We start from the raw sequence: 18,531 nt of genomic DNA on the forward strand, positions 1-18,531 counted from the left end.
TATGCGCAGGGGTTATATATGAATCTGCACCAATTCCGCTTCGTCCGCGAGGCAGTGCGGCAGAACTTCAACCTCACCGAAGCCGCCAAGGCGCTGTTCACAAGCCAGCCGGGCGTCTCGAAGGCGATCATCGAGCTCGAAGACGAGCTCGGCGTCGAAATCTTCACGCGCCACGGCAAACGCGTGCGCTCGTTGACCGAGCCGGGCCGCATCATATTGCAATCGATCGAAAAAATCCTCCAGGAAGTGGAAAGCCTCAAGCGCGTCGGCAAGGATTACGCGGCGCAGGACCAGGGCAACCTGACGATCGCCGCGACCCACACCCAGGCGCGCTACTCGCTGCCGGGCGCGATCGCCGAGTTCAAGCGGCGCTTCCCGAAGGTCCACCTTTCGATTCTGCAAGGCAGCCCGACCCAGGTCGCCGAGATGGTGCTGCACGACCAGGCCGACCTCGCGATCGCGACCGAGGCGATCTCCAACTACAAGGATCTGGTCTCGCTGCCGTGCTTCCAGTGGCACCACCTCGCGGTGATGCAGCCGGACCATCCGCTGATCGAGCGCAAGCTGCTCTCGCTCGACGATCTGACCCAGTACCCGCTGATTACCTACGACAACGCGTTCGCCGGCCGCTCGAAGATCAACGAGGCGTTCCGCCTGCGCGGGCTGCATCCCGACATCGTGCTCGAAGCGATCGACGCCGACGTGATCAAGACCTACGTCGAACTCGGGCTCGGCGTCGGCATCATGGCCGACATCGCGTTCAACGCCGAGCGCGACCGCCATCTGCGCGCGATGCCGGTCGGCCATCTGTTCGGCAGCAACGTGACGCGCGTCGCGCTGAAACAGGGCGCGTATCTGCGCAGCTACGTGTACACGCTCGTCGAACTGCTGTCGCCGAGCCTGAACCGCAAGCTGATCGAGCAGGCGCTCAAGGGCGAGCACGAAACCTACGAACTTTGATGGCGGCGGGAACCGCGCTGATTGCGCCCTGCTTTCCGGTTCCCGCTTTCTAATTTCCGCTTCTATCTGATTCCCGCTTCCCGATTCCGTTTGAATCCCGCTTTCCGCTACGGAGACCTTTCTCATGACGTTGCATAACAACACGCTTCGAAACATGTTGCGCGGCCTCGCCGCCGCCGGTGCGCTGCTCGCCGCGAGCGCCGCGCACGCCGACCTCAAGGTCGGCATCGACCTGTCGAACACGGGGCCGGCCGCCGTGATCGGCATCACGAGCAAGGACGCGATGCTGATGTGGCCGCAGACGATCGCCGGCCAGAAAGCCGACTACATCTTCCTCGACGACGCCTCCGACCCCGGCGTCGCCGTGCGCAACATCCGCAAGCTCATCAACGAGGACCACGTCGACGTGATCGTCGGGCCGAACATCACGCCGGCCGCGATGGCCGCGCTCGATCCGGTCGCCGAAAGCCAGACGCCGATGATTACGCTGATCGGCTCGGCCAGCGTGGTCGAGCCGCAGGAAGGCAAGAAGGTCTGGGCCTACAAGATGGCGCAGACCGACAGCGCGATGGCCGACGTGATGACGCGCTACATGTCGAACCACAACGTGAAGACAGTCGGCTTCATCGGGTTCGCCGATGCCTACGGCGAAAGCTGGCTCAACGAGTTCAGCAAGTTCGCGGCGCTGCGCCATATTCAACTGGTCGCGACCGAGCGCTACAACCGTACCGACGCGAGCGTGACCGGCCAGATTCTCAAGCTGATGGCCGCGAAGCCCGACGCGATCCTGATCGCCGGCGCGGGCACGCCGACCGTGCTGCCGCAGCGCACGCTGATCGAGCGCGGCTACAAGGGGCCGATCTATCAGACGCACGGCATCGCCACGCCCGAATTCATCAAGCTCGGCGGCAAGGACGTGGAAGGCACGCTGTTCCCGACGCAGCCGGTCGTGGTCGCGCGCTCGCTGCCGGCCGATCATCCGTCGAAGAAAGCGGCGCTCGCGTTCGTCGACGCGTACGAGGCGAAGTACGGCCCGGGCAGCGTGACGCAGTTCGCCGGCGATGCGGCCGGTGTGTATCCGCGCTTGCAGGATGCGGTCGCGCGCGCGTTGAAGACCGCGCAGCCGGGCACGCCGGCGTTTCGCGTCGCGCTGCGCGAGGAACTCGAACACGCGCATGAACTCGTGGTGCCGAACGGCGTCGTCAATACGAGCCCGCAGGACCACGTCGGGCTCGATCAGCGCGCGAGCGTGATGGGCATCATCAGGGACGGCAAGTTCGTTTATCTGAGCCAGTGACCGCGCGGCTTATGTGTTGAGGGGTGTGCGGTTGATGGGGGCTATGGTCTGTCCGGATGCCGCCGCCCCGCCTGGTACTGTTCGGTGCTATTGGGTGCGCTTCCCGCCATCGTCAAACGTGAAGACATCGAACGGCCCGGGCTTGCTCGCAAGCGGGAGCGCCTTGCAGCCGCGCCCTACCCTACGCCCGGCACTCGCCAGCTATTCCCGCACCTGAGCGCGAAAAATCACCGAGGCCGGCTTGCCGGTGCGCGGATGCACCGGCTCCCGCATCTCCCGCAGCAACAGCCCGCTCGCCGCCATCAGTTCGAGCCACGTCTGCAAGGTCCGGAAATACCACGGCGGCGCGTCGGTGAATGCGTCGCCGAACCCCGCCCACGAACCCGGCCGCCAGCCGTCGACGTACGGCAAGTCGCCGCATGCGACGAGCGGATGCAGCGTCTGCACGATCAGGCTTGCGCCGGGAGCGAGCAGCATCGGCACGGCGCGCAGCAGCCCGTCGACCGATTCCTTGCCGAGCAGCGAAAAATTGCAGACCACGACGTCGGCACGCATGGCGAGCCGGCCCGCCGCGATCTCTTCGTACGACAGGATTCTGCCGTCGAGCACGCCGGCGGCGGTCGCGGCATGCACCAGTCCGGCGATCGCATCCACCGCCGTCACGCCGATTCCGCGGCGTTGCAGCGCAAGCGCGAGCCAGCCTTCGCCGCAGCCCAGATCGAGGACGGTGGCCGGTTCGCACGCCAGTACGGCATCGAGCACGGCCTGATCGGTGACAAGGCGCCGGCTTTCGATTTCGCCCGCGCGCACCGCATTCATCCACGGCGACGCGTTGCGCTGCCAGGAAGCGATGATCTTGTCGTCGCTGAGAGGGTCGAGGTTCATCGCCGGTTTCGCTCCATGGTGCGCCGCGACCTCGGGCGTCTCGGGCCTCGGTCGTCGGCAATGCCGCCGATTGTCGGCGATTCGAACCTTCCGGTCGAGCGCGGCGGGCTGATCTCGGTCTGCTTTCGTTGACAGTTGTCCACGATGTTGCGAGATGCTCTCACTCGCGGCATAGCGTGTTCCTGCGGCTGCCAGCCAGTATTGCGGGGTGCGCAGTGGTTTCAGGGATTCATTCTTTTGTCATACGTGATTCGACGCCATGATAGGTTTGCCCGCTGATCTGACTTGGGTATGGACGGCGGATGGCGATCGAATTCAAGGTTGGAACTCATCGAAGCTGCACGCTTTATACGCGGCACGAATATCGCGGCAATACTTTCAGCGATGAGGCACGTGCCGGCCGCCAGCTCATTACTTCGGCAAGCTCAGGGAAACTGACGCACGACACGCACCAATTGGCACGGCTCGTCGCGTTCATGCGCAAAGCGCCCGCTGCGCATACGTGAGCGGTGCTGCACCGGCTCAACTCGCCCGGATGCTGCAGACCGCCGTCGAGCGCGGCGATGTGATTGCCGTCGCGGCGAAGCCGCATGCCTCGGGTGGACGCAGTGTGCGTATCGAACAGCCGCCCCGGCCATCGCATGAAACCTTCTCGCCGTCGCAACTATTCCGGCCCGAGCAACGCCTGGCGCGTACCGCTCGTTCATTCGAGCGCCCGCGATTGCCACGGCTAGCATCCGATGATGACCTCGCGATCTGGTTTTCCCGCCCCGGCGACGTACTGCCCGATGGAACCATCGCCGTACCGGTATCGACGCCACTCGGCAATGCGCAGCCGTTCGAATACAAAGAGGATGCTTCGCTCGGCGATCTACAGGAGTTAGCTGCGCGTGGCGTCAGTGAGGCCAACGAAGAAGAGTGTCACGTGATATACGAAACCGAAATGGAAGAATGCTCTTTTGCTCGCGCCATGTACCGGGACAACCGAACCTATGCCCTTTGCTCTCAGCGAGCTTTCGTCAACTATCAAACTTGCAGAGGCTATTAACATGAAAAAACCACCACGCGCCAGCATCATTTTTTATGACGAAGACGCGCAGCAACTCATGATATGCAACGTGTTCCGGCGGGACGTGCAAGGTGTCATTGATAACGCACTGGCACGCACAGGCGGGATGCGAGTTCCTCCCGACGAAGCCGATCACAGCATGCGCCCACTCACCGACGAAGACGCGCGTAAGCTCGGCGGCCTGGCGATACTCGTACAGGCTGGCGTCCACCCGGAATTGCGTGAGCGTTTGCAGATAACGACAGCAGAGCCCGTCAACTGGAAAAACGATGGCTTAGCAACCAGGACCGGGGAGTAAGCGTCCAAGGGGAATGCTCAGAAATGCCATCATCGTTCCCGCGTTGCGCCGTGCCATAGGCAACGCTCGCGGCCAGGTTCTGTGCGAGCAGAATGCGTTTGATCGTTACCAACAATGCAGGGGATATTGATGGCCAGCCACACGCCATATTCAGTGATATTGACTTGCGCCGAAGATCAACAAAGATTCATCGTTCATGCCGTCGATCAAACCAGGATCGCCACGGTAACTGCCGGTCAACTCGAAATGCCCATCCTTCTGGACAGTTTCGATTACCGGCTCGATGATGAATTTGCTCGCCGGCTTGGCGTCGCCATGCTCAACCTGATTGCTCTCGGGCAACCCGACATCAGGCAGTACATCCCGGTTACGCAAGAGCCCATCGACAAGCCGTTACAGACATAACCTGCCGCTCACGCACCGCGCGTCATGGCCCATGACGATGGGGTCACCCGTCCGCCTCTGCGACGTGCTGCCCGATGGAACCATCGCCATGCCGGGACGGCAAGGTCCGAGACCTCGGCAACCCTGTACCGATCCTTCCGTGGTGACAACGCATGGACAAGCTGAACGCCTTCAATCACTTCCACGACTGGTATATGGACACCCTCCATGTGTCGACGGAGCGCGAAACGCTCACACTGAGCCTGTATTTGCAGAATCGGCGTGCGTCGCTTTCATTCGTCGGAATGAGTCGGTGCATTGTCGAGAATCTCGGTCTTCAAAACATCGTTTACGCAATCGACATGCTGGAAGAGGGAACAGAGCGTTACGAGAAAGCACAACGAAGGTTAGCCACAGCCGAACGATGGACCGATAACCAACCCGGCAAACTCGCGCAACTTTTCTCGACATGCGTGGCGGAGCTTATCGTCGAGTTTGACTCGCTTGAAATTGAGACCTCTTCGGAATCGTTAGATTGACATCGTCACCTTCACGCAGCCACCCAGCGCCCTATCCGCACAAACGCGCACAAACGCGGAAGGTCCGCGAAATTGTTAAAGTAGCAGTCTTTTCCCACTCAGCAGTCCATCATGCGCACCACCCGAGCCATCCATGCCGTCGAGCGGCTGAAAACGCGCAGCGGCAATCCCCGCTTTGCCGCGATCAGCCTGTCTGGCGGCCTGTTCTATCTGGTCGATAAAGCGAGCGGCGTCGATAAAAAGGTCTCCGAGCCGCTCGCGCTCGACGACTTCGTCAAATTCGTCGACGCGTTCGGTCCGCAGAAACCGCGCAAGGCCAGCAAGCTCGACGTCGCGTTCGAAGCGCAGATCAAAAAGAGCAAGGGCGAGTAACGCGGCAGCGGTGTCACGCAGGCGCCGCGCAACGCATTGGCGACATCACGCGACATCACAAAGCATCGCGCCACATCGCGGCCTTGCGGCCCAATGCCAGCGCCATCGCCAGCGACGAGGCAAGGCAAGCCAACCCACCCCACTCGCCCCCAACCACCACCCCACTCACCCCGCCGCGATCTCCTGCCACTGCCCATCCGCCGCGCTGCTCGCGAGCACGGCCTCGATAAAGCGCAAACCGGCCACGCCATCGTCGACCGTCGTCAGCAGCCGGCTTTCGGGCGGCGGCTCGCGGCCCTCGTTCAACGCGTCGATCTGCAAGGCCGCGTCCTTGTACAACTGCGCAAACGCTTCGAGATACCCTTCCGGATGCCCCTGCGGCACGCGCGTCGCATGCGCGGCCACCGCGCTGTTCACGCGCCCGCGCGTCAGTCGCTCGGCCGTGCCGCCGAGCGGCGTGAACCACAATTCGTTAGGCTGCTCCTGATCGAACGCAAGACCCGCCTTCGTGCCATAGACACGCAACCGCAACGCGTTCTCCGCGCCGCTCGCCACCTGGCTCGCCCACAGCATGCCGCGCGCGCCGTTCGCGTAGCGCAGCAGCGCCTGCACATGATCGTCGACACGGCGACCCGGCACGAAGGTATGCAGCTCGGCGGAAAGTTCGCGCGGCAGCATCCTCGTGACGAAGACGGCGAGGTGATACGCGTGCGTGCCGATGTCGCCGAGACAGCCCGCCGGTCCCGCGAGCGCCGGGTCCGTGCGCCAGCCGGCCTGCCTGTTCGTGCCGGTCGCCTCGATCGGTTCGGCGAGCCAGTCCTGCGCGTATTCGACCTGCACGACGCGTATCTCGCCCAACTCGCCGCGCTCGACCAGTTCGCGCGCATGGCGCACGAGCGGATAGCCCGAATACGTATGCGTGAGCGCGAACAGCCGCTGCCTCGCGCGCGCGAGTTGCGCGAGGGCCTCGCCTTCGGCGAGCGACACCGCGAGCGGCTTGTCGCATATCACGTGGATGCCCGCTTCGAGAAACGCCGTCGCGACTGGCGCATGTAGATGATTCGGCGTGACGATCGCCACCGCGTCAATGCCGTCATCGCGCGCGGCTTCGGCGCGCGCCATCTCGCGCCAGTCCGCATAGCTGCGCGCGATGCCGGCTTCGAGTGCGCTCGTCCGCGCGCGCTCGGGATCGGACGACAACACGCCCGCAACGAGTTCGAAGCGATCGTCGAGCCGCGCGGCGATCCGGTGCACCGCGCCGATGAACGCGCCCTGCCCGCCGCCGACCATGCCGAGCCTGAGCTTTTTTTGTGGCATCGGATTTCCTCTCCTTCCTTTGTCTTTGTGTTTGGACGGCGCGACGCGTGCGTAGGTGGGTGTAGCACGCGGCCACGCACGGTGCGCGCCACCGCGCCTTCTGTCCTTCCTTCGCGCGGGCCCTCTGTCACTGCGCGCTGCTGTCACCCGTTCCTTGTCACCCGCTCTCTATCACCGCGCTCACGGACCGCCGCCGCGCCTGCCAATCTCCGAATAACCCTACCGTGCAACCCGCGCGGCACAAACGGCCATCAAATCCCAAGCACGCTTTTCAACCGTACGGCATCGACGCCACTGCCCGCGAAATCGTCGAACGCATGCTCGGCCACGCGGATGATATGCCGCCGGATAAACTCCGCGCCCTCTCGCGCGCCGTCGTGCGGATGCTTCAATGCGCACTCCCATTCGAGCACGGCCCAGCCCGGAAAATCGTATTGCGCCATCTTCGAGAAGATCGCGCCGAAGTCGATCTGTCCATCGCCGAGAGAGCGGAAGCGTCCCGCGCGCTCGACCCAGCCGCTATAGCCGCCGTACACGCCCTGCCTGCCGGTCGGCCGGAACTCGGCGTCCTTCACATGAAACGCCTTGATGCGCTCGTGATAGATGTCGATGAACGCAAGGTAATCGAGCTGTTGCAGCATGAAGTGGCTCGGGTCGTAGAGAATGTTCGCGCGCGCGTGCTGCTTCACCGCGTCGAGAAAGCGCTCGAAGCTCACGCCGTCGTGCAGGTCCTCGCCCGGATGCAGTTCGTAGCAGACGTCGACGCCGGCTGCATCGAACGCATCGAGAATCGGCGTCCAGCGGCGCGCGAGTTCGTCGAATGCGGCCTCGACGAGACCGGCCGGACGCTGCGGCCACGGATACAGATACGGCCACGCGAGCGCGCCGGAAAACGACACGTGCGTGCTCAATCCCAGGCGGCGCGATGCTTGCGCGGCGAGCTTCATCTGCGCGATCGCCCATTGCGTGCGCGCGGCCGGATCGCCGCGCACGTGCGGCGCGGCAAAGCCGTCGAACAGCGCGTCGTAGGCGGGATGCACGGCGACCAGTTGTCCTTGCAGATGCGTCGACAGCTCGGTAATCTCCACGCCCACGTCATCGACGGTCTCGCGCAACTCATCGCAATACGCGTCGCTCGTGGCCGCTTTCTCGAGATCGATCAGGCGCGGATCGCACGGCACCTGCACGCCCTTGAAGCCGAGACCAGCGGCCCAGTTCGCAAGATGCGCGAGATTGTCGAACGGCACTTCGTCGCCCATGAACTGCGCGAGAAAGATCGCCGGACCTTTGATGGTTTTCATCGTACGGTTCCTCGAACCTGGCGCGCGCGGGTCGCGTTCCCTTCAGGATGAACGGGACGCTCCCGCGCGCGTTAAACGATCAGCGCCGCGATGCTCCGGGTGGAACGCAAGATGGCACCCAACGTGCCGCTCGCAGCGTCGCCCGAGCGCCGCCTAACTTAAAACGGCGAGTCCGGGAAATAGAACTGCTGCGCGTTTTCCTTCGTAATCAGCACCGACGGAATGATCGTCGTGGCCGGCAGCTTCTCGCCTTTTAACCGCGCCTCGGCCGTGAGCTTGATCGCGTCGTAGATGAATTTCGGCGAGTACGACACGTCGGCCTGGATCATCGGCGCACCATCCATCACGTTCTTCACCATGCCTTTCGAGCCCGCGCCGCCGAACACGATCTTGATGTCGTTGCGCTTCGCCTGATCGATCGCCTTGACGACGCCGACCGCCATGTCGTCGTCGGCGGCCCACACGGCGTCGATATGCTTGAAGCGCGTCAGGTAGTCCTGCATCACCTTGAACGCATCGTCGCGATTCCAGTTCGCGTACTTCGCGTCGAGAATCTTGAGGTCCGGATAGTTCTTGATCACGTTCGTGAACGCGGTCCAGCGCTCGTTGTCGAGCGTGGTCGGAATGCCGCGCAGCGCAACGATATTGCCCTTGCCGCCGAGCGACTTCGCCAGATACTCGGCGGGAATCCGGCCGAACGCGGTGTTGTCGCCGGCCACATAGGCATCCTGTGCGCTCGTGTTCGTGAGGCCGCGATCGACCACGGTCACGTACACGCCTTTCTTCTTGACCTGCTCGACCGGTTGCGTGAGCGAAGCCGATTCATACGGAAAGATCACTAGCGCGTTGATCTTGTTGACGGTCACGAGGTCCTGCAACTGGTTCGCCTGCTCGGGCGAGTTGGCCGCGGTCTTCACGATCACCTTCAGATCGGGATGCGCTTTCTCGAGATCGGCCTTCGCCTTGTTGGCCCACCAGACGATGCCGCCCGTGAAGCCGTGATCGGCCGTCGGAATCGCGACGCCTAGCGTGACCTTGTCGTCGGCGCGCGCCGCGCCCGCCGTGCCCAGTATTCCCAACGCCAGCATGCCGGCGCCGATCGCTCGAATGACCTGCTTCATGGTGTGTCTCCAATGTTGAGGCGCTCGGGGCGCCCCGTTTTTCGGACCTGCGTTCAGATTGCCGTCGTTGCGTTTGCTGCTTTTTTGCTGCTTTCTTTTGCTGCTTTTCGCTGCGTCCGCACTGCCGTTGCTTCATCACCGTGGCCGCACTGCGGTTGCTTGGCGGCTGCCTGGCTAGGGCTTCATTGCTGCCTCATGGCTGCTTCACTACGGCCCCTGCCCGCCGCGCTTTCAACCGGCAGCGCCCCACTACCGCCTTCCACGCTGCACGAACGCGACGAAAATAATCACGACGCCCTGCACCGCCGCATTCAGATACACGCTGATGATGCTGGTCAGGTTCAGGATGTTCGCGATCACCGAAAGCAGGATCGCGCCGATCACGGTGCCGATCACGCGCCCCTCGCCGCCCTTGAGCGCGGTGCCGCCGACCACCACCGAAGCAATCGCTTCGAGCTCCCACAACAGGCCGGTGGTCGGCGTCGCGGAGCCGAGGCGCGGCACATACAGCACCGTCGCCACGCCCACGCACATCCCGAGCAGCACATACGTGACGATCTTCACGGTATCGACGCGAATCGCCGCATAGCGCGCAACCTGTTCGTTCGAGCCGATCGCCTGCACATGGCGGCCGAACGCGGTGCGATTGAGGATCAGCGCGCCGCCTGCCGCGACCACGAGAAACACCCAGATCGGCACCGGCACGCCGAACAGGCTCGCGTAATAGACCGGGCCATACAGATCGGATAACGAATCATTGAGTGTCAACGCCCCGCCGTCGGCGAGCCACGTCAGCACCGCGCGAAAAATCCCGAGCGTGCCGAGCGTGACGATGAACGGCTCGATGCGCCCTTTTGTAATCAGCAAGCCGTGCGCGCAACCAAACAGCGCACCGAGCACGAGCGCCGCGACGATGCCGATCGTCACGATCAGCAACGGCGGCAACGCATGGCCTGCTGCGCCCGCCGCCAGCGCGTTCATGAGCCAGATCATGCTGCCCGCGATCAGTGCGGCCATCGAGCCGACCGACAGATCGATGCCGCCCGAAATGATCACAAAGGTCATGCCGACCGCGATGATGCCGATGAACGACGTGCGCGTGAGCACGTTCACGAGGTTGTCGAGCGTCGCGAAATCGCGATTGAGCAGCGTGCCGACGATGCACAGCGCGATCAGCCCGACGAGCGGCCCGAGCGTATAGAGCCGCTGCGCGACGCGCAGCGCGCTGCGTGATGGCACGGCTTCAGTGGGTGCCGGTCGCATGGGCGATCAACTCCTCTTCGGTCAGATGGTCGAGCGCGAGCGTCGCTTGCAGGCGTCCCGCGCGCATCACGGCGACGCGATGGCACAAGCCGATCAGCTCGATCAGTTCGGATGAAATGACGATCACCGCGCGACCCTGCGCGGCGAGACGATGAATCAGAAAGTAGATGTCACGCTTCGCGCCGACGTCGACGCCGCGCGTCGGCTCGTCGAGCACGATCACGCTCGGGGCCGGTTGCAGAAACTTCGCGAGCGCGAGCTTCTGCTGGTTGCCGCCCGAGAGCATGCGCGCGCGGCTCGACAGGTCGCCCGTGCGAATGCCGAATTCGCCGACCGCTTTCTGCAAGGCCGCGCGGCCCGCCTTCAGGTCGAGCAGCGGATGCGCGTAGCGTTCGAGCGTCATCAGCGTGAGGTTGTCCTGCAGGTTCAGATCGACGTGCAGGCCTTTGCCCTTGCGGTCCTCGCTCAGATACGTGAGGCCGTGGCGCATCGCCTCGCGCGGGCTTTTCAGATCGACGGGCCGGCCCGCGATGTCGAGGCGGCCGCCCGTGCGTTTGCGCAAGCCGATGAGCGCCTCGAACGCCTCGGTGCGGCCTGCGCCGACCAGCCCCGCGAAGCCGAGCACTTCGCCGGCGCGCACCTCGAAGCTCAGGTCCTCGACCCAGTCGGGCACCGTGAGGCCGTTCACGCGCAACGCAACCGGCGCATCGGCGGGCGCGGTCGCCTTGTCGGGGAACATATCGGACAGCTCGCGCCCGACCATCAGGTTCGCCATCTGCTGACGCGCAAGCCCCGCGGTCTCGCCGCGCGCGACGAAGCGGCCGTCGCGCATCACGATCACCTCGTCGGTGATGCGCTCGACTTCGTCGAGCTTGTGCGAGATGTAGACGATCGTCACGCCGTCGGCCTTGAGCTTCGCCATCAGCGCGAAGAGCCGTTCGGTTTCGGCGGGCGTCAAGGTCGCGGTCGGCTCGTCCATGATGAGCAGACGCGCGCGCCGCGACAGCGCCTTCGCGATCTCGACCATCTGCTTTTCCGCGACGATCAGCTCGCGCACCTTCGTGTCGGGCGCGCGCTCAAGCCCGACCTGCGCGAGATAGCGCGCGGCGTCGGCGCGCATCGCGGCATCGTCGACGAACCAGCCGCGCCGCTTCTCGTGGCCGAGGTACATGTTCTGCGCGATCGTCAGGTGCTCGGCGAGATTGAACTCCTGATGGATCAGCACGATGCCTTGCGCCTCGGCGTCGCGCGAACCGCTAAAGCGCCGCGCGTGACCGTCCACCAGCACGCTGCCCGACGTGGCCGTTTCGTAACCGGCGAGGATTTTCATCAGCGTCGACTTGCCCGCGCCGTTCTCGCCGAGCAAGCCGTAGATGCGCCCCGGCGCCAGCTCGAAGCTCACGCCGTGCAGCACGCGCACGGGGCCGAAGTCCTTGCGGATGTCGTCGAAGCGGATCGCGAGGCTCATGGCTCAGGCACTCCCGCGAATCACGAGGCGATGCGGCAGCAGCACGCCCGGCACGCTAGCCTGCGGATTCGCGAGTCGTTGCAGCAGCAGGCGCGCGGCCGTTTCGCCGAGTTCGCGCATCGGCTGCGCGATCGTCGTGAGCGGCGGATCGATCTGCGCGGCGAGCGAAATATCGTCGAAGCCGACCACGGCGACGTCGTCGGGCACGCGCTTGCCGACGCTGCGCAAACCGTGGATCACGCCGATCGCGAGCGTATCCGACACCGCGAAGATCGCGCTCGGCGCGGCGGGCTGCTGCATCAGCGTGACCGCGGCCGAGGCGCCCGCTTCGTAGTCGAGGCTGTTCAGGTTCATGCGCCAGCGCGGGTCCGGCGCGATGCCGGCCTCGGCGAGCGCATCGAGATAGCCCTGCTGGCGCTGCCGCGCATACAGATAGCCGACGTCGGAATTGATGAGCCCGATGCGCCGATGGCCGCGCGCGAGCAGATGCCGAACCGCGTCGCCGGCCGCGCGGTAGTTGTCGATGCCGGCATACGGCACGCCCACCGCCGGGTCGAACTCGCAGCAGGCGACCCACGGCAGCGCCTGCGAGGCCTCGCCGAGCGCCTGCTGGATCGTGTCCGGATCGAGGCAGATCGCGCCGTCGGCGCGGCGGCGGCGCAGCATGTCGAAATAGCTGCGCTCGCGGCCCGGGTCCGCGCCGGTGTCGCACAACAGCATGAAGTAGCCGTGCTGACGCGCGACGCTGTCGATGCCGCGCACGATCTCGGCGTAGAACGGATTGCCGAAGTCGGGGACCATCGTCAGCAGCAGGCGGCTTTCCGCCGTGCGCAGATTGCGCGCGAGTTCGTTGACGCGATAGCCGCTCGCGTCGATCGCGGCGAGCACCTTGTCGCGCGTCGCGGCCCGCACGTTCTCGTGGCCGTTCAAGACGCGCGAGACCGTCGCGACCGAGACGCCCGCCTGCTGCGCGACGCCCGCAATCGAGATGTCGCCGGCCGCGCGCAGCGACGCGCCGGCGACCTCGGAAGCCGCCCCGCTCGCGGTGGCCGGCGCGGCCGGAGACGACTTCGACGAAGTTCTGGACACAGGGGCTCGCGCAAAAATGTAATCGATTACATTTTTGCGCGATGACGCGGCGAATCGCAAGAACCGATCGCTAGGGATTAACACGGGGGGCGCCGCGCACGGCCGGCCCCGGGCGGGCGGACGACTGACCGCTTACCGGCCGCCCGCGTGCCGCCTGCTCGCCGATTGGCTGCCGATTGGCTGCCGATTGGCTGCCGATTAGCCGCCGAAGTCCGGCGAACTGCCGCCATTTGGTACAATCGCGCCGCTACCCTGACGCGGCCCGCAACTCCGAAGGCTTTCCCGCGAAGCCGCGCCCGCCGGCAACCAAGCCGCGGCACAGTCAGGTCAACAGTCCGCGGCTCCCCGCCCGCGCGCCAAACCAAAACCGCCGAATCCACCATGAACATCGAGCAAGCGCGTTTCAACATGATCGAACAGCAGATCCGCCCCTGGGAAGTGCTCGACCAGGACGTGCTGAATCTGCTCTCGATCGTCAAACGTGAGAATTTCGTCCCCGCCGCCTACCGCGACCTCGCTTTCGCCGACCTCGAAGTGCCGCTGCCGGCCGGTCAGCACATGCTGGCGCCGCGCGTCGAGGCGCGCGTGCTGCAGGAACTGGCGGTGAAGAAGCACGAAAGCGTGCTCGAAATCGGCGCGGGCTCGGGTTACATGGCGGCGCTGCTCGCGCATCGCGCGCAGCACGTGCTGAGCGTCGAGATCGAGCCGGAACTGGCCGAACTCGCGAAGAGCAACCTGATCGCCAACGGCGTGCTGAACGCCGAAGTCGCAACCGGCGACGCCGCGCGCGGCTGGGCCGGCGCGGCGCCGTACGACGTGATCTGCGTGTCGGGCGGCCTGCCGGTGCTGCCGCAGGAAATCCTCGAACAGTTGAAGGTGGGCGGCCGTCTCGCCGCGTTCGTCGGCACCGCCCCCGTCATGAAGGCGCAAATCATCACGCGCATCGACGAGAAGCAGTACCGCATCGCCGACGTGTTCGAAACCTACATCGAGCCGCTCGCCAACGCGGTGCAACCGCCGCGCTTCAAGTTCTGAAGCGGGTTTTAGCTGCATTTTTTTACCGGACGGACGGCGCACATGCCGCCGTCCCCTGAACTGGATGTCCCGCTGATGCAAAACCTGACCGCTCCGGCACTCGCCGAATGGCTCGCCGACACCTCGCGTCCCGCGCCCGTGCTGCTCGACGTGCGCGAGCCGTGGGAACTGCAAACGGCGTCGATGGCCGGCATCGTGTCGATTCCGATGCGCGAGATTCCCGCGCGCAGCGAAGAACTCGACGACGACGCGCAGATCGTCTGCATCTGCCATCACGGCGCGCGCAGCGCCCAGGTCGCGATGTTCCTCGAATCGCGCGGCCATACGAACGTGTTCAATCTGCAAGGCGGCATCGATGCGTGGTCGCGCCAGGTCGATCCGTCGGTTCCCACGTATTGAGGCGGAGCTATTGAGTTTGAACGCGCGGTAACCAGCGCGTTGCGACGGCGCAAGGGCGGGCAGTCCTTGCGCCGTTTGTTTTTTGTACCTTTGCTGTTGTCGTTACTCTTCCGCCTCTGCCCGTCCGTCACCTCGCCTCACATCACGTCGCGCAGCTTGTGAAGCGCGCGCTCGAACAGCGGCGCCATGCGCGCAGCTCGCTTGAATAGCTGCTTGCGAATAGCGACTCGCGCTCGCACGATGCGATCGTCGCCCCTCACCGAACACACATCCCCCACACACGCCGGCTGCGCATGCACCCGCACACACGCCGCTTGCGCCCGCTCCCGGCCACTGACGCTTATCCACGCTTCGTTACAGCGCGGCGCGCACTCGAACGAGGCACAGCGCGTGCGCCTGCACCAGATTCGCGCCGCTATCCGCCCGCGAATGCGCGATACCCGCGCCGCCGCCGGCCGCGCCACCACAAGCATCGCGCGCGCCCCGCACCCGATGCGTCACATGGCATATGCCTTGCAGTAGACGAGCGGCTAGTCGTACGGTCCAGGTCCCGCTGGCTGAAACCGACGCTTATAAACAGTGACCATCAATGGCAAGGGGAAAGCACATGAAACGTCGCAGTCTGTTGAAGTATGGCTCCATGGCCGGCGCGCTCGCGCTTGCGGGCCGCGTGCCGTTCGCACACGCGCAGTCCGATGGCGGTCCGATCAAGGTCGGCATCCTGCATTCGCTGTCGGGCACGATGGCGATCTCCGAAACCTCGCTGAAGGACACCGCGCTGATGACGATCGCGGACATCAACCGGAACGGAGGCGTGATGGGCCGGCAGATTCAGCCCGTGGTGGTGGACCCGGCATCGAACTGGCCGCTCTTCGCCGAGAAAGCGCGCCAGCTTCTGACGCAGGAGAAGTGCGCGGCCGTGTTCGGCTGCTGGACCTCGGTGTCGCGCAAATCGGTGCTGCCGGTGTTCGAGGAATTGAACGGCCTGCTGTTCTATCCCGTGCAGTACGAAGGCGAGGAGATGTCGCGCAACGTGTTCTATACGGGCGCGGCGCCGAATCAGCAGGCGATTCCCGCGACCGAGTATCTGATGAGCGCCGAAGGCGGCGGCGCGAAGCGCTTCTTCCTGCTCGGCACCGACTACGTCTATCCGCGCACGACCAACAAGATCCTGCGCGCGTTCCTCAAGTCGAAAGGCGTGCAGGAAGCCGATATTCAGGAGGTCTATACGCCGTTCGGCCATAGCGACTATCAGACCATCGTCGCGAACATCAAGACCTTCTCACAGGGCGGCAAGACCGCGGTGATCTCGACCGTCAACGGCGATTCGAACGTGCCGTTCTACAAGGAACTCGGCAACCAGGGGCTCAAGGCCTCGGACGTGCCGGTCGTCGCGTTCTCGGTCGGCGAGGAAGAGTTGCGCGGCATCGATACGAAGCCGCTCGTCGGCAATCTGGCGGCGTGGAACTACTTCATGTCGCTGCGCAATCCGGCCAACGAGAAGTTCAAGAAGCAATGGGCCGCGTGGGTCAAGGACAACAACCTGCCGGGCGGCACGAAGCGCGTGACCAACGATCCGATGGAAGCGACCTTCGTCGGCATTCATATGTGGAAGCAGGCGGTCGAGAAAGCGAAGAGCACCGAGGTCGACAAGGTGCGCGTCGCGATGGTCGGGCAGACCTTCGCCGCGCCCTCGGGCTTCACGCTCGAGATGGACGGCAACCACCATCTGCACAAGCCGGTGATGATCGGCGAGGTACGCGCGGACGGCCAGTTCAACGTCGTGTGGCACACCAAGGGACCGGTTCGCGCGCAGCCGTGGAGCCCGTTCATCGCCGGCAATGCGGGCAAGCCGGATGTGGTCAGCTCGATCCCGGCGTTTTTGCGGCGCTCGCGGGTTGCGTGACGCGTGACGTATCCGCGAAAGCGAGTGTGTGACGTTGCGGCGCACGCCGATGTGCCGCAACGCCTTGCGTCTAAAAGCGCGGCGGCTACCGCGCCGCCCTCGCCGGCTTTATCGGCTTATCGAATCCCCCTCGTGCAAAAGGCCATCATGGCGTTTTCCTTTCCGACTTTCCCACGACGACGCTTCACGCCACGCATCGTACGTTGCGTCGCATTCCGTACGATCGGCAATGCCTCGCTCGCATTGCTGCTCGTGCTGTGCCTCACCGGCGCACCGTCCGCCGCATTCGCGTTGACGCAAGCCGACCTCGCGCCGCTTGCCGGCGACGACTTCGAAGCGAAGTCCGCGGCCATCGACAAGCTGATCGCAACGCACGATGCCGCCTCGCTCGCGGTGCTCAAGGCACTCGCCGACGACAGCGCGCTCGCCACCGACGCGGGCGCCCTGCTGCTGCAGGACAGCGACACCGCACGCGACGCGCTGACGGGCCAGGCCGTCGCCGCGAACGACGCGCAGCCGGTCACGCTGAACAATCTGCTGCGCGCGAAAGTCTCGGGCGCGCTCTCGGGCCTGCAACTCGCCTCGCCCGACCAGGCCACGCGCGCGGCGGCCATCGACGCGCTGCTGCAAAACCCCGACCCGTCGCTCAAGCCGCTCGTCGACGCGGCCCGCGCGAAGGAAACCGACCCGGTGCTGAAGCAACGCCTCGACACGCTATGGGCGATGAGCGCGCTGCACGACGCCGATCCCGTCAGGCGCCTCGAAGCGGTGCAGCTGGTTGCCGCGCGCCATGACCTCGACATGAACGAACTGCTGCGCCCGCTCGTCGCGAAGAAAGCGGACGGCTCGTTCGCGGAAAGCGACGAACGCGTGCGCGCGGCCGCGCAAAGCGGCATCGACGAACTCGAGGCGATCCAGCGCCGCAGCCAGATCGCGGGCACGCTGTTCGCGGGGCTGTCGCTCGGCAGCGTGCTGCTGCTCGCGGCACTCGGCCTCGCGATCACGTACGGGCTGATCGGCGTCATCAACATGGCGCATGGCGAATTCCTGATGATCGGCGCGTATGCGAGCTATGTCGTGCAGAACCTGTTTCAGCGCTTCGCGCCCGGCGCGTTCGACTGGTATCCGCTCTTCGCGATACCGGCCGCGTTCGTCGCGGCGGGGCTCGTCGGCATTGTGCTCGAACGGCTCGTGCTCAGGCATTTGTATGGGCGGCCGCTCGAAACGCTGCTGACCACCTTCGGCGTGAGCCTGATCCTGATTCAGGCAACCCGCATGCTGTTCGGCGCGCAGAACGTGCAGGTCGTCAATCCGTCGTGGATGAGCGGTGGCGTGACCGTGCTGCCGAACCTGATCCTGCCGTACAACCGGCTCGCGATTCTCGCGTTCTCGCTGATCGTCGTCGCAATCGCGTGGGCCGTGCTCACGCGCACGCGGCTCGGCCTGTTCGTGCGCGCGGTCACGCAGAACCGCCGCATGGCCGCCTGCGTCGGCGTGAAAACCGCGCGCGTCGATTCGTATGCGTTCGCGTTCGGCGCGGGCATCGCGGGGCTCGGCGGCTGCGCGCTGTCGCAGATCGGCAATGTCGGGCCCGACCTCGGCCAGAGCTACATCATCGATTCGTTCATGGCGGTCGTGCTCGGCGGCGTCGGCCAGCTTGCGGGCACCGTGCTCGGCGGCTTCGGCCTCGGGCTCGTCAGCAAGGCGATCGAGCCGTTCTGGGGCGCGGTGCTCGCGAAGATCGCGGTGCTCGTCCTGATCGTGCTGTTCATCCAGAAGCGTCCGCAAGGCATGTTCGCCTTGAAGGGCCGCAGCGCGGAGGCTTGAG

At 64.9% G+C, this 18,531-nt stretch carries 19 protein-coding genes; 12 read left to right on the forward strand and 7 right to left on the reverse strand.

The features are described 5' to 3' along the window. The first annotated feature begins 18 nt into the window (after positions 1-18). Both F3J20_RS03950 and F3J20_RS03955 read left to right on the forward strand, forming a co-directional pair. Positions 19-960 carry a CysB family HTH-type transcriptional regulator gene (locus tag F3J20_RS03950; protein WP_167036511.1) on the forward strand — a complete coding sequence of 314 codons (942 nt, stop codon included), beginning with the start codon at positions 19-21 and terminating at the stop codon, positions 958-960. Positions 961-1,084: 124 nt separating this feature from the next. Then, complete coding sequence (locus F3J20_RS03955; RefSeq protein ID WP_167036508.1) at positions 1,085-2,257, forward strand: ABC transporter substrate-binding protein; 1,173 nt, start codon at positions 1,085-1,087, stop codon at positions 2,255-2,257. A 201-nt stretch (positions 2,258-2,458) separates the two neighbouring features. Here the strand turns inward: F3J20_RS03955 and F3J20_RS03960 are convergent, their stop codons facing one another. After that, complete coding sequence (locus F3J20_RS03960) at positions 2,459-3,142, reverse strand: methyltransferase domain-containing protein (RefSeq protein ID WP_167282077.1); 684 nt, start codon at positions 3,140-3,142, stop codon at positions 2,459-2,461. Between the two features lie 302 nt (positions 3,143-3,444). Between F3J20_RS03960 and F3J20_RS03965 the strand changes: the two genes are divergently transcribed. From F3J20_RS03965 to F3J20_RS03990, 6 genes are all read left to right on the forward strand, one after another. Continuing rightward, positions 3,445-3,648, forward strand: coding sequence for a hypothetical protein (locus F3J20_RS03965; RefSeq protein WP_167282079.1), 204 nt, complete (start codon positions 3,445-3,447; stop codon positions 3,646-3,648). 29 nt (positions 3,649-3,677) lie between these two features. Next, positions 3,678-4,190 (forward strand): hypothetical protein, encoded by a 513-nt coding sequence (locus tag F3J20_RS03970; RefSeq protein ID WP_167282081.1) that lies wholly within the window; start codon positions 3,678-3,680, stop codon positions 4,188-4,190. Position 4,191: 1 nt separating this feature from the next. Then, positions 4,192-4,509, forward strand: coding sequence for a hypothetical protein (locus F3J20_RS03975; protein ID WP_167282083.1), 318 nt, complete (start codon positions 4,192-4,194; stop codon positions 4,507-4,509). Positions 4,510-4,638: 129 nt separating this feature from the next. Next, a complete protein-coding gene (locus tag F3J20_RS03980; protein ID WP_167036496.1) occupies positions 4,639-4,914 on the forward strand; it encodes a hypothetical protein in 276 nt (91 codons plus the stop codon). Positions 4,915-5,066: 152 nt separating this feature from the next. Then, positions 5,067-5,432 carry a hypothetical protein gene (locus F3J20_RS03985; protein ID WP_167282085.1) on the forward strand — a complete coding sequence of 122 codons (366 nt, stop codon included), beginning with the start codon at positions 5,067-5,069 and terminating at the stop codon, positions 5,430-5,432. Between the two features lie 111 nt (positions 5,433-5,543). Continuing rightward, entirely contained in the window at positions 5,544-5,804 is a 261-nt protein-coding gene (locus tag F3J20_RS03990; protein ID WP_167036493.1) for a hypothetical protein, read from the forward strand. A 165-nt stretch (positions 5,805-5,969) separates the two neighbouring features. Here F3J20_RS03990 and F3J20_RS03995 read toward each other — a convergent pair whose 3' ends face one another. The 6 genes from F3J20_RS03995 to F3J20_RS04020 all read right to left on the reverse strand — a co-directional run bounded on the left by F3J20_RS03995 (position 5,970) and on the right by F3J20_RS04020 (position 13,363). Beyond that, positions 5,970-7,121, reverse strand: a complete 1,152-nt coding sequence (locus F3J20_RS03995) for a Gfo/Idh/MocA family oxidoreductase (RefSeq protein WP_167282087.1) — start codon at positions 7,119-7,121, stop codon at positions 5,970-5,972. A gap of 251 nt (positions 7,122-7,372) precedes the next feature. Beyond that, on the reverse strand, positions 7,373-8,422 hold the full coding sequence (locus F3J20_RS04000; RefSeq protein ID WP_167282089.1) for a sugar phosphate isomerase/epimerase family protein: 1,050 nt from the start codon (positions 8,420-8,422) through the stop codon (positions 7,373-7,375). 158 nt (positions 8,423-8,580) lie between these two features. After that, the gene (locus F3J20_RS04005; RefSeq protein WP_167282091.1) at positions 8,581-9,543 is read right to left on the reverse strand and encodes a substrate-binding domain-containing protein; all 963 of its coding nucleotides are present in this window, start codon (positions 9,541-9,543) and stop codon (positions 8,581-8,583) included. A 249-nt stretch (positions 9,544-9,792) separates the two neighbouring features. Continuing rightward, the gene (locus tag F3J20_RS04010) at positions 9,793-10,806 is read right to left on the reverse strand and encodes an ABC transporter permease (RefSeq protein WP_167282093.1); all 1,014 of its coding nucleotides are present in this window, start codon (positions 10,804-10,806) and stop codon (positions 9,793-9,795) included. Next, positions 10,787-12,274: a sugar ABC transporter ATP-binding protein gene (locus F3J20_RS04015; protein WP_167282094.1), complete on the reverse strand. Its 1,488-nt coding sequence runs from the start codon at positions 12,272-12,274 to the stop codon at positions 10,787-10,789. The genes F3J20_RS04010 and F3J20_RS04015 overlap by 20 nt, the downstream gene beginning before the upstream one ends. Positions 12,275-12,277: 3 nt before the next feature. Then, a complete protein-coding gene (locus F3J20_RS04020) occupies positions 12,278-13,363 on the reverse strand; it encodes a LacI family DNA-binding transcriptional regulator (protein WP_167036475.1) in 1,086 nt (361 codons plus the stop codon). Positions 13,364-13,744: 381 nt separating this feature from the next. Here F3J20_RS04020 and F3J20_RS04025 point away from each other — a divergent pair, with 381 nt between their 5' ends. The 4 genes from F3J20_RS04025 to urtB all read left to right on the forward strand — a co-directional run bounded on the left by F3J20_RS04025 (position 13,745) and on the right by urtB (position 18,530). Then, a complete protein-coding gene (locus F3J20_RS04025) occupies positions 13,745-14,398 on the forward strand; it encodes a protein-L-isoaspartate O-methyltransferase (protein WP_167036472.1) in 654 nt (217 codons plus the stop codon). 75 nt (positions 14,399-14,473) lie between these two features. Continuing rightward, on the forward strand, positions 14,474-14,797 hold the full coding sequence (locus tag F3J20_RS04030; RefSeq protein WP_013088667.1) for a rhodanese-like domain-containing protein: 324 nt from the start codon (positions 14,474-14,476) through the stop codon (positions 14,795-14,797). A gap of 607 nt (positions 14,798-15,404) precedes the next feature. Next, the gene (gene urtA / locus F3J20_RS04035) at positions 15,405-16,703 is read left to right on the forward strand and encodes an urea ABC transporter substrate-binding protein (protein WP_167282096.1); all 1,299 of its coding nucleotides are present in this window, start codon (positions 15,405-15,407) and stop codon (positions 16,701-16,703) included. Positions 16,704-16,850: 147 nt separating this feature from the next. Beyond that, the gene (gene urtB, locus F3J20_RS04040; RefSeq protein WP_167036949.1) at positions 16,851-18,530 is read left to right on the forward strand and encodes an urea ABC transporter permease subunit UrtB; all 1,680 of its coding nucleotides are present in this window, start codon (positions 16,851-16,853) and stop codon (positions 18,528-18,530) included. Position 18,531: the final 1 nt, after the last annotated feature.

It is taken from the genome of Paraburkholderia sp. Cy-641, from assembly GCF_011752945.1.
Classification (GTDB): domain Bacteria; phylum Pseudomonadota; class Gammaproteobacteria; order Burkholderiales; family Burkholderiaceae; genus Paraburkholderia.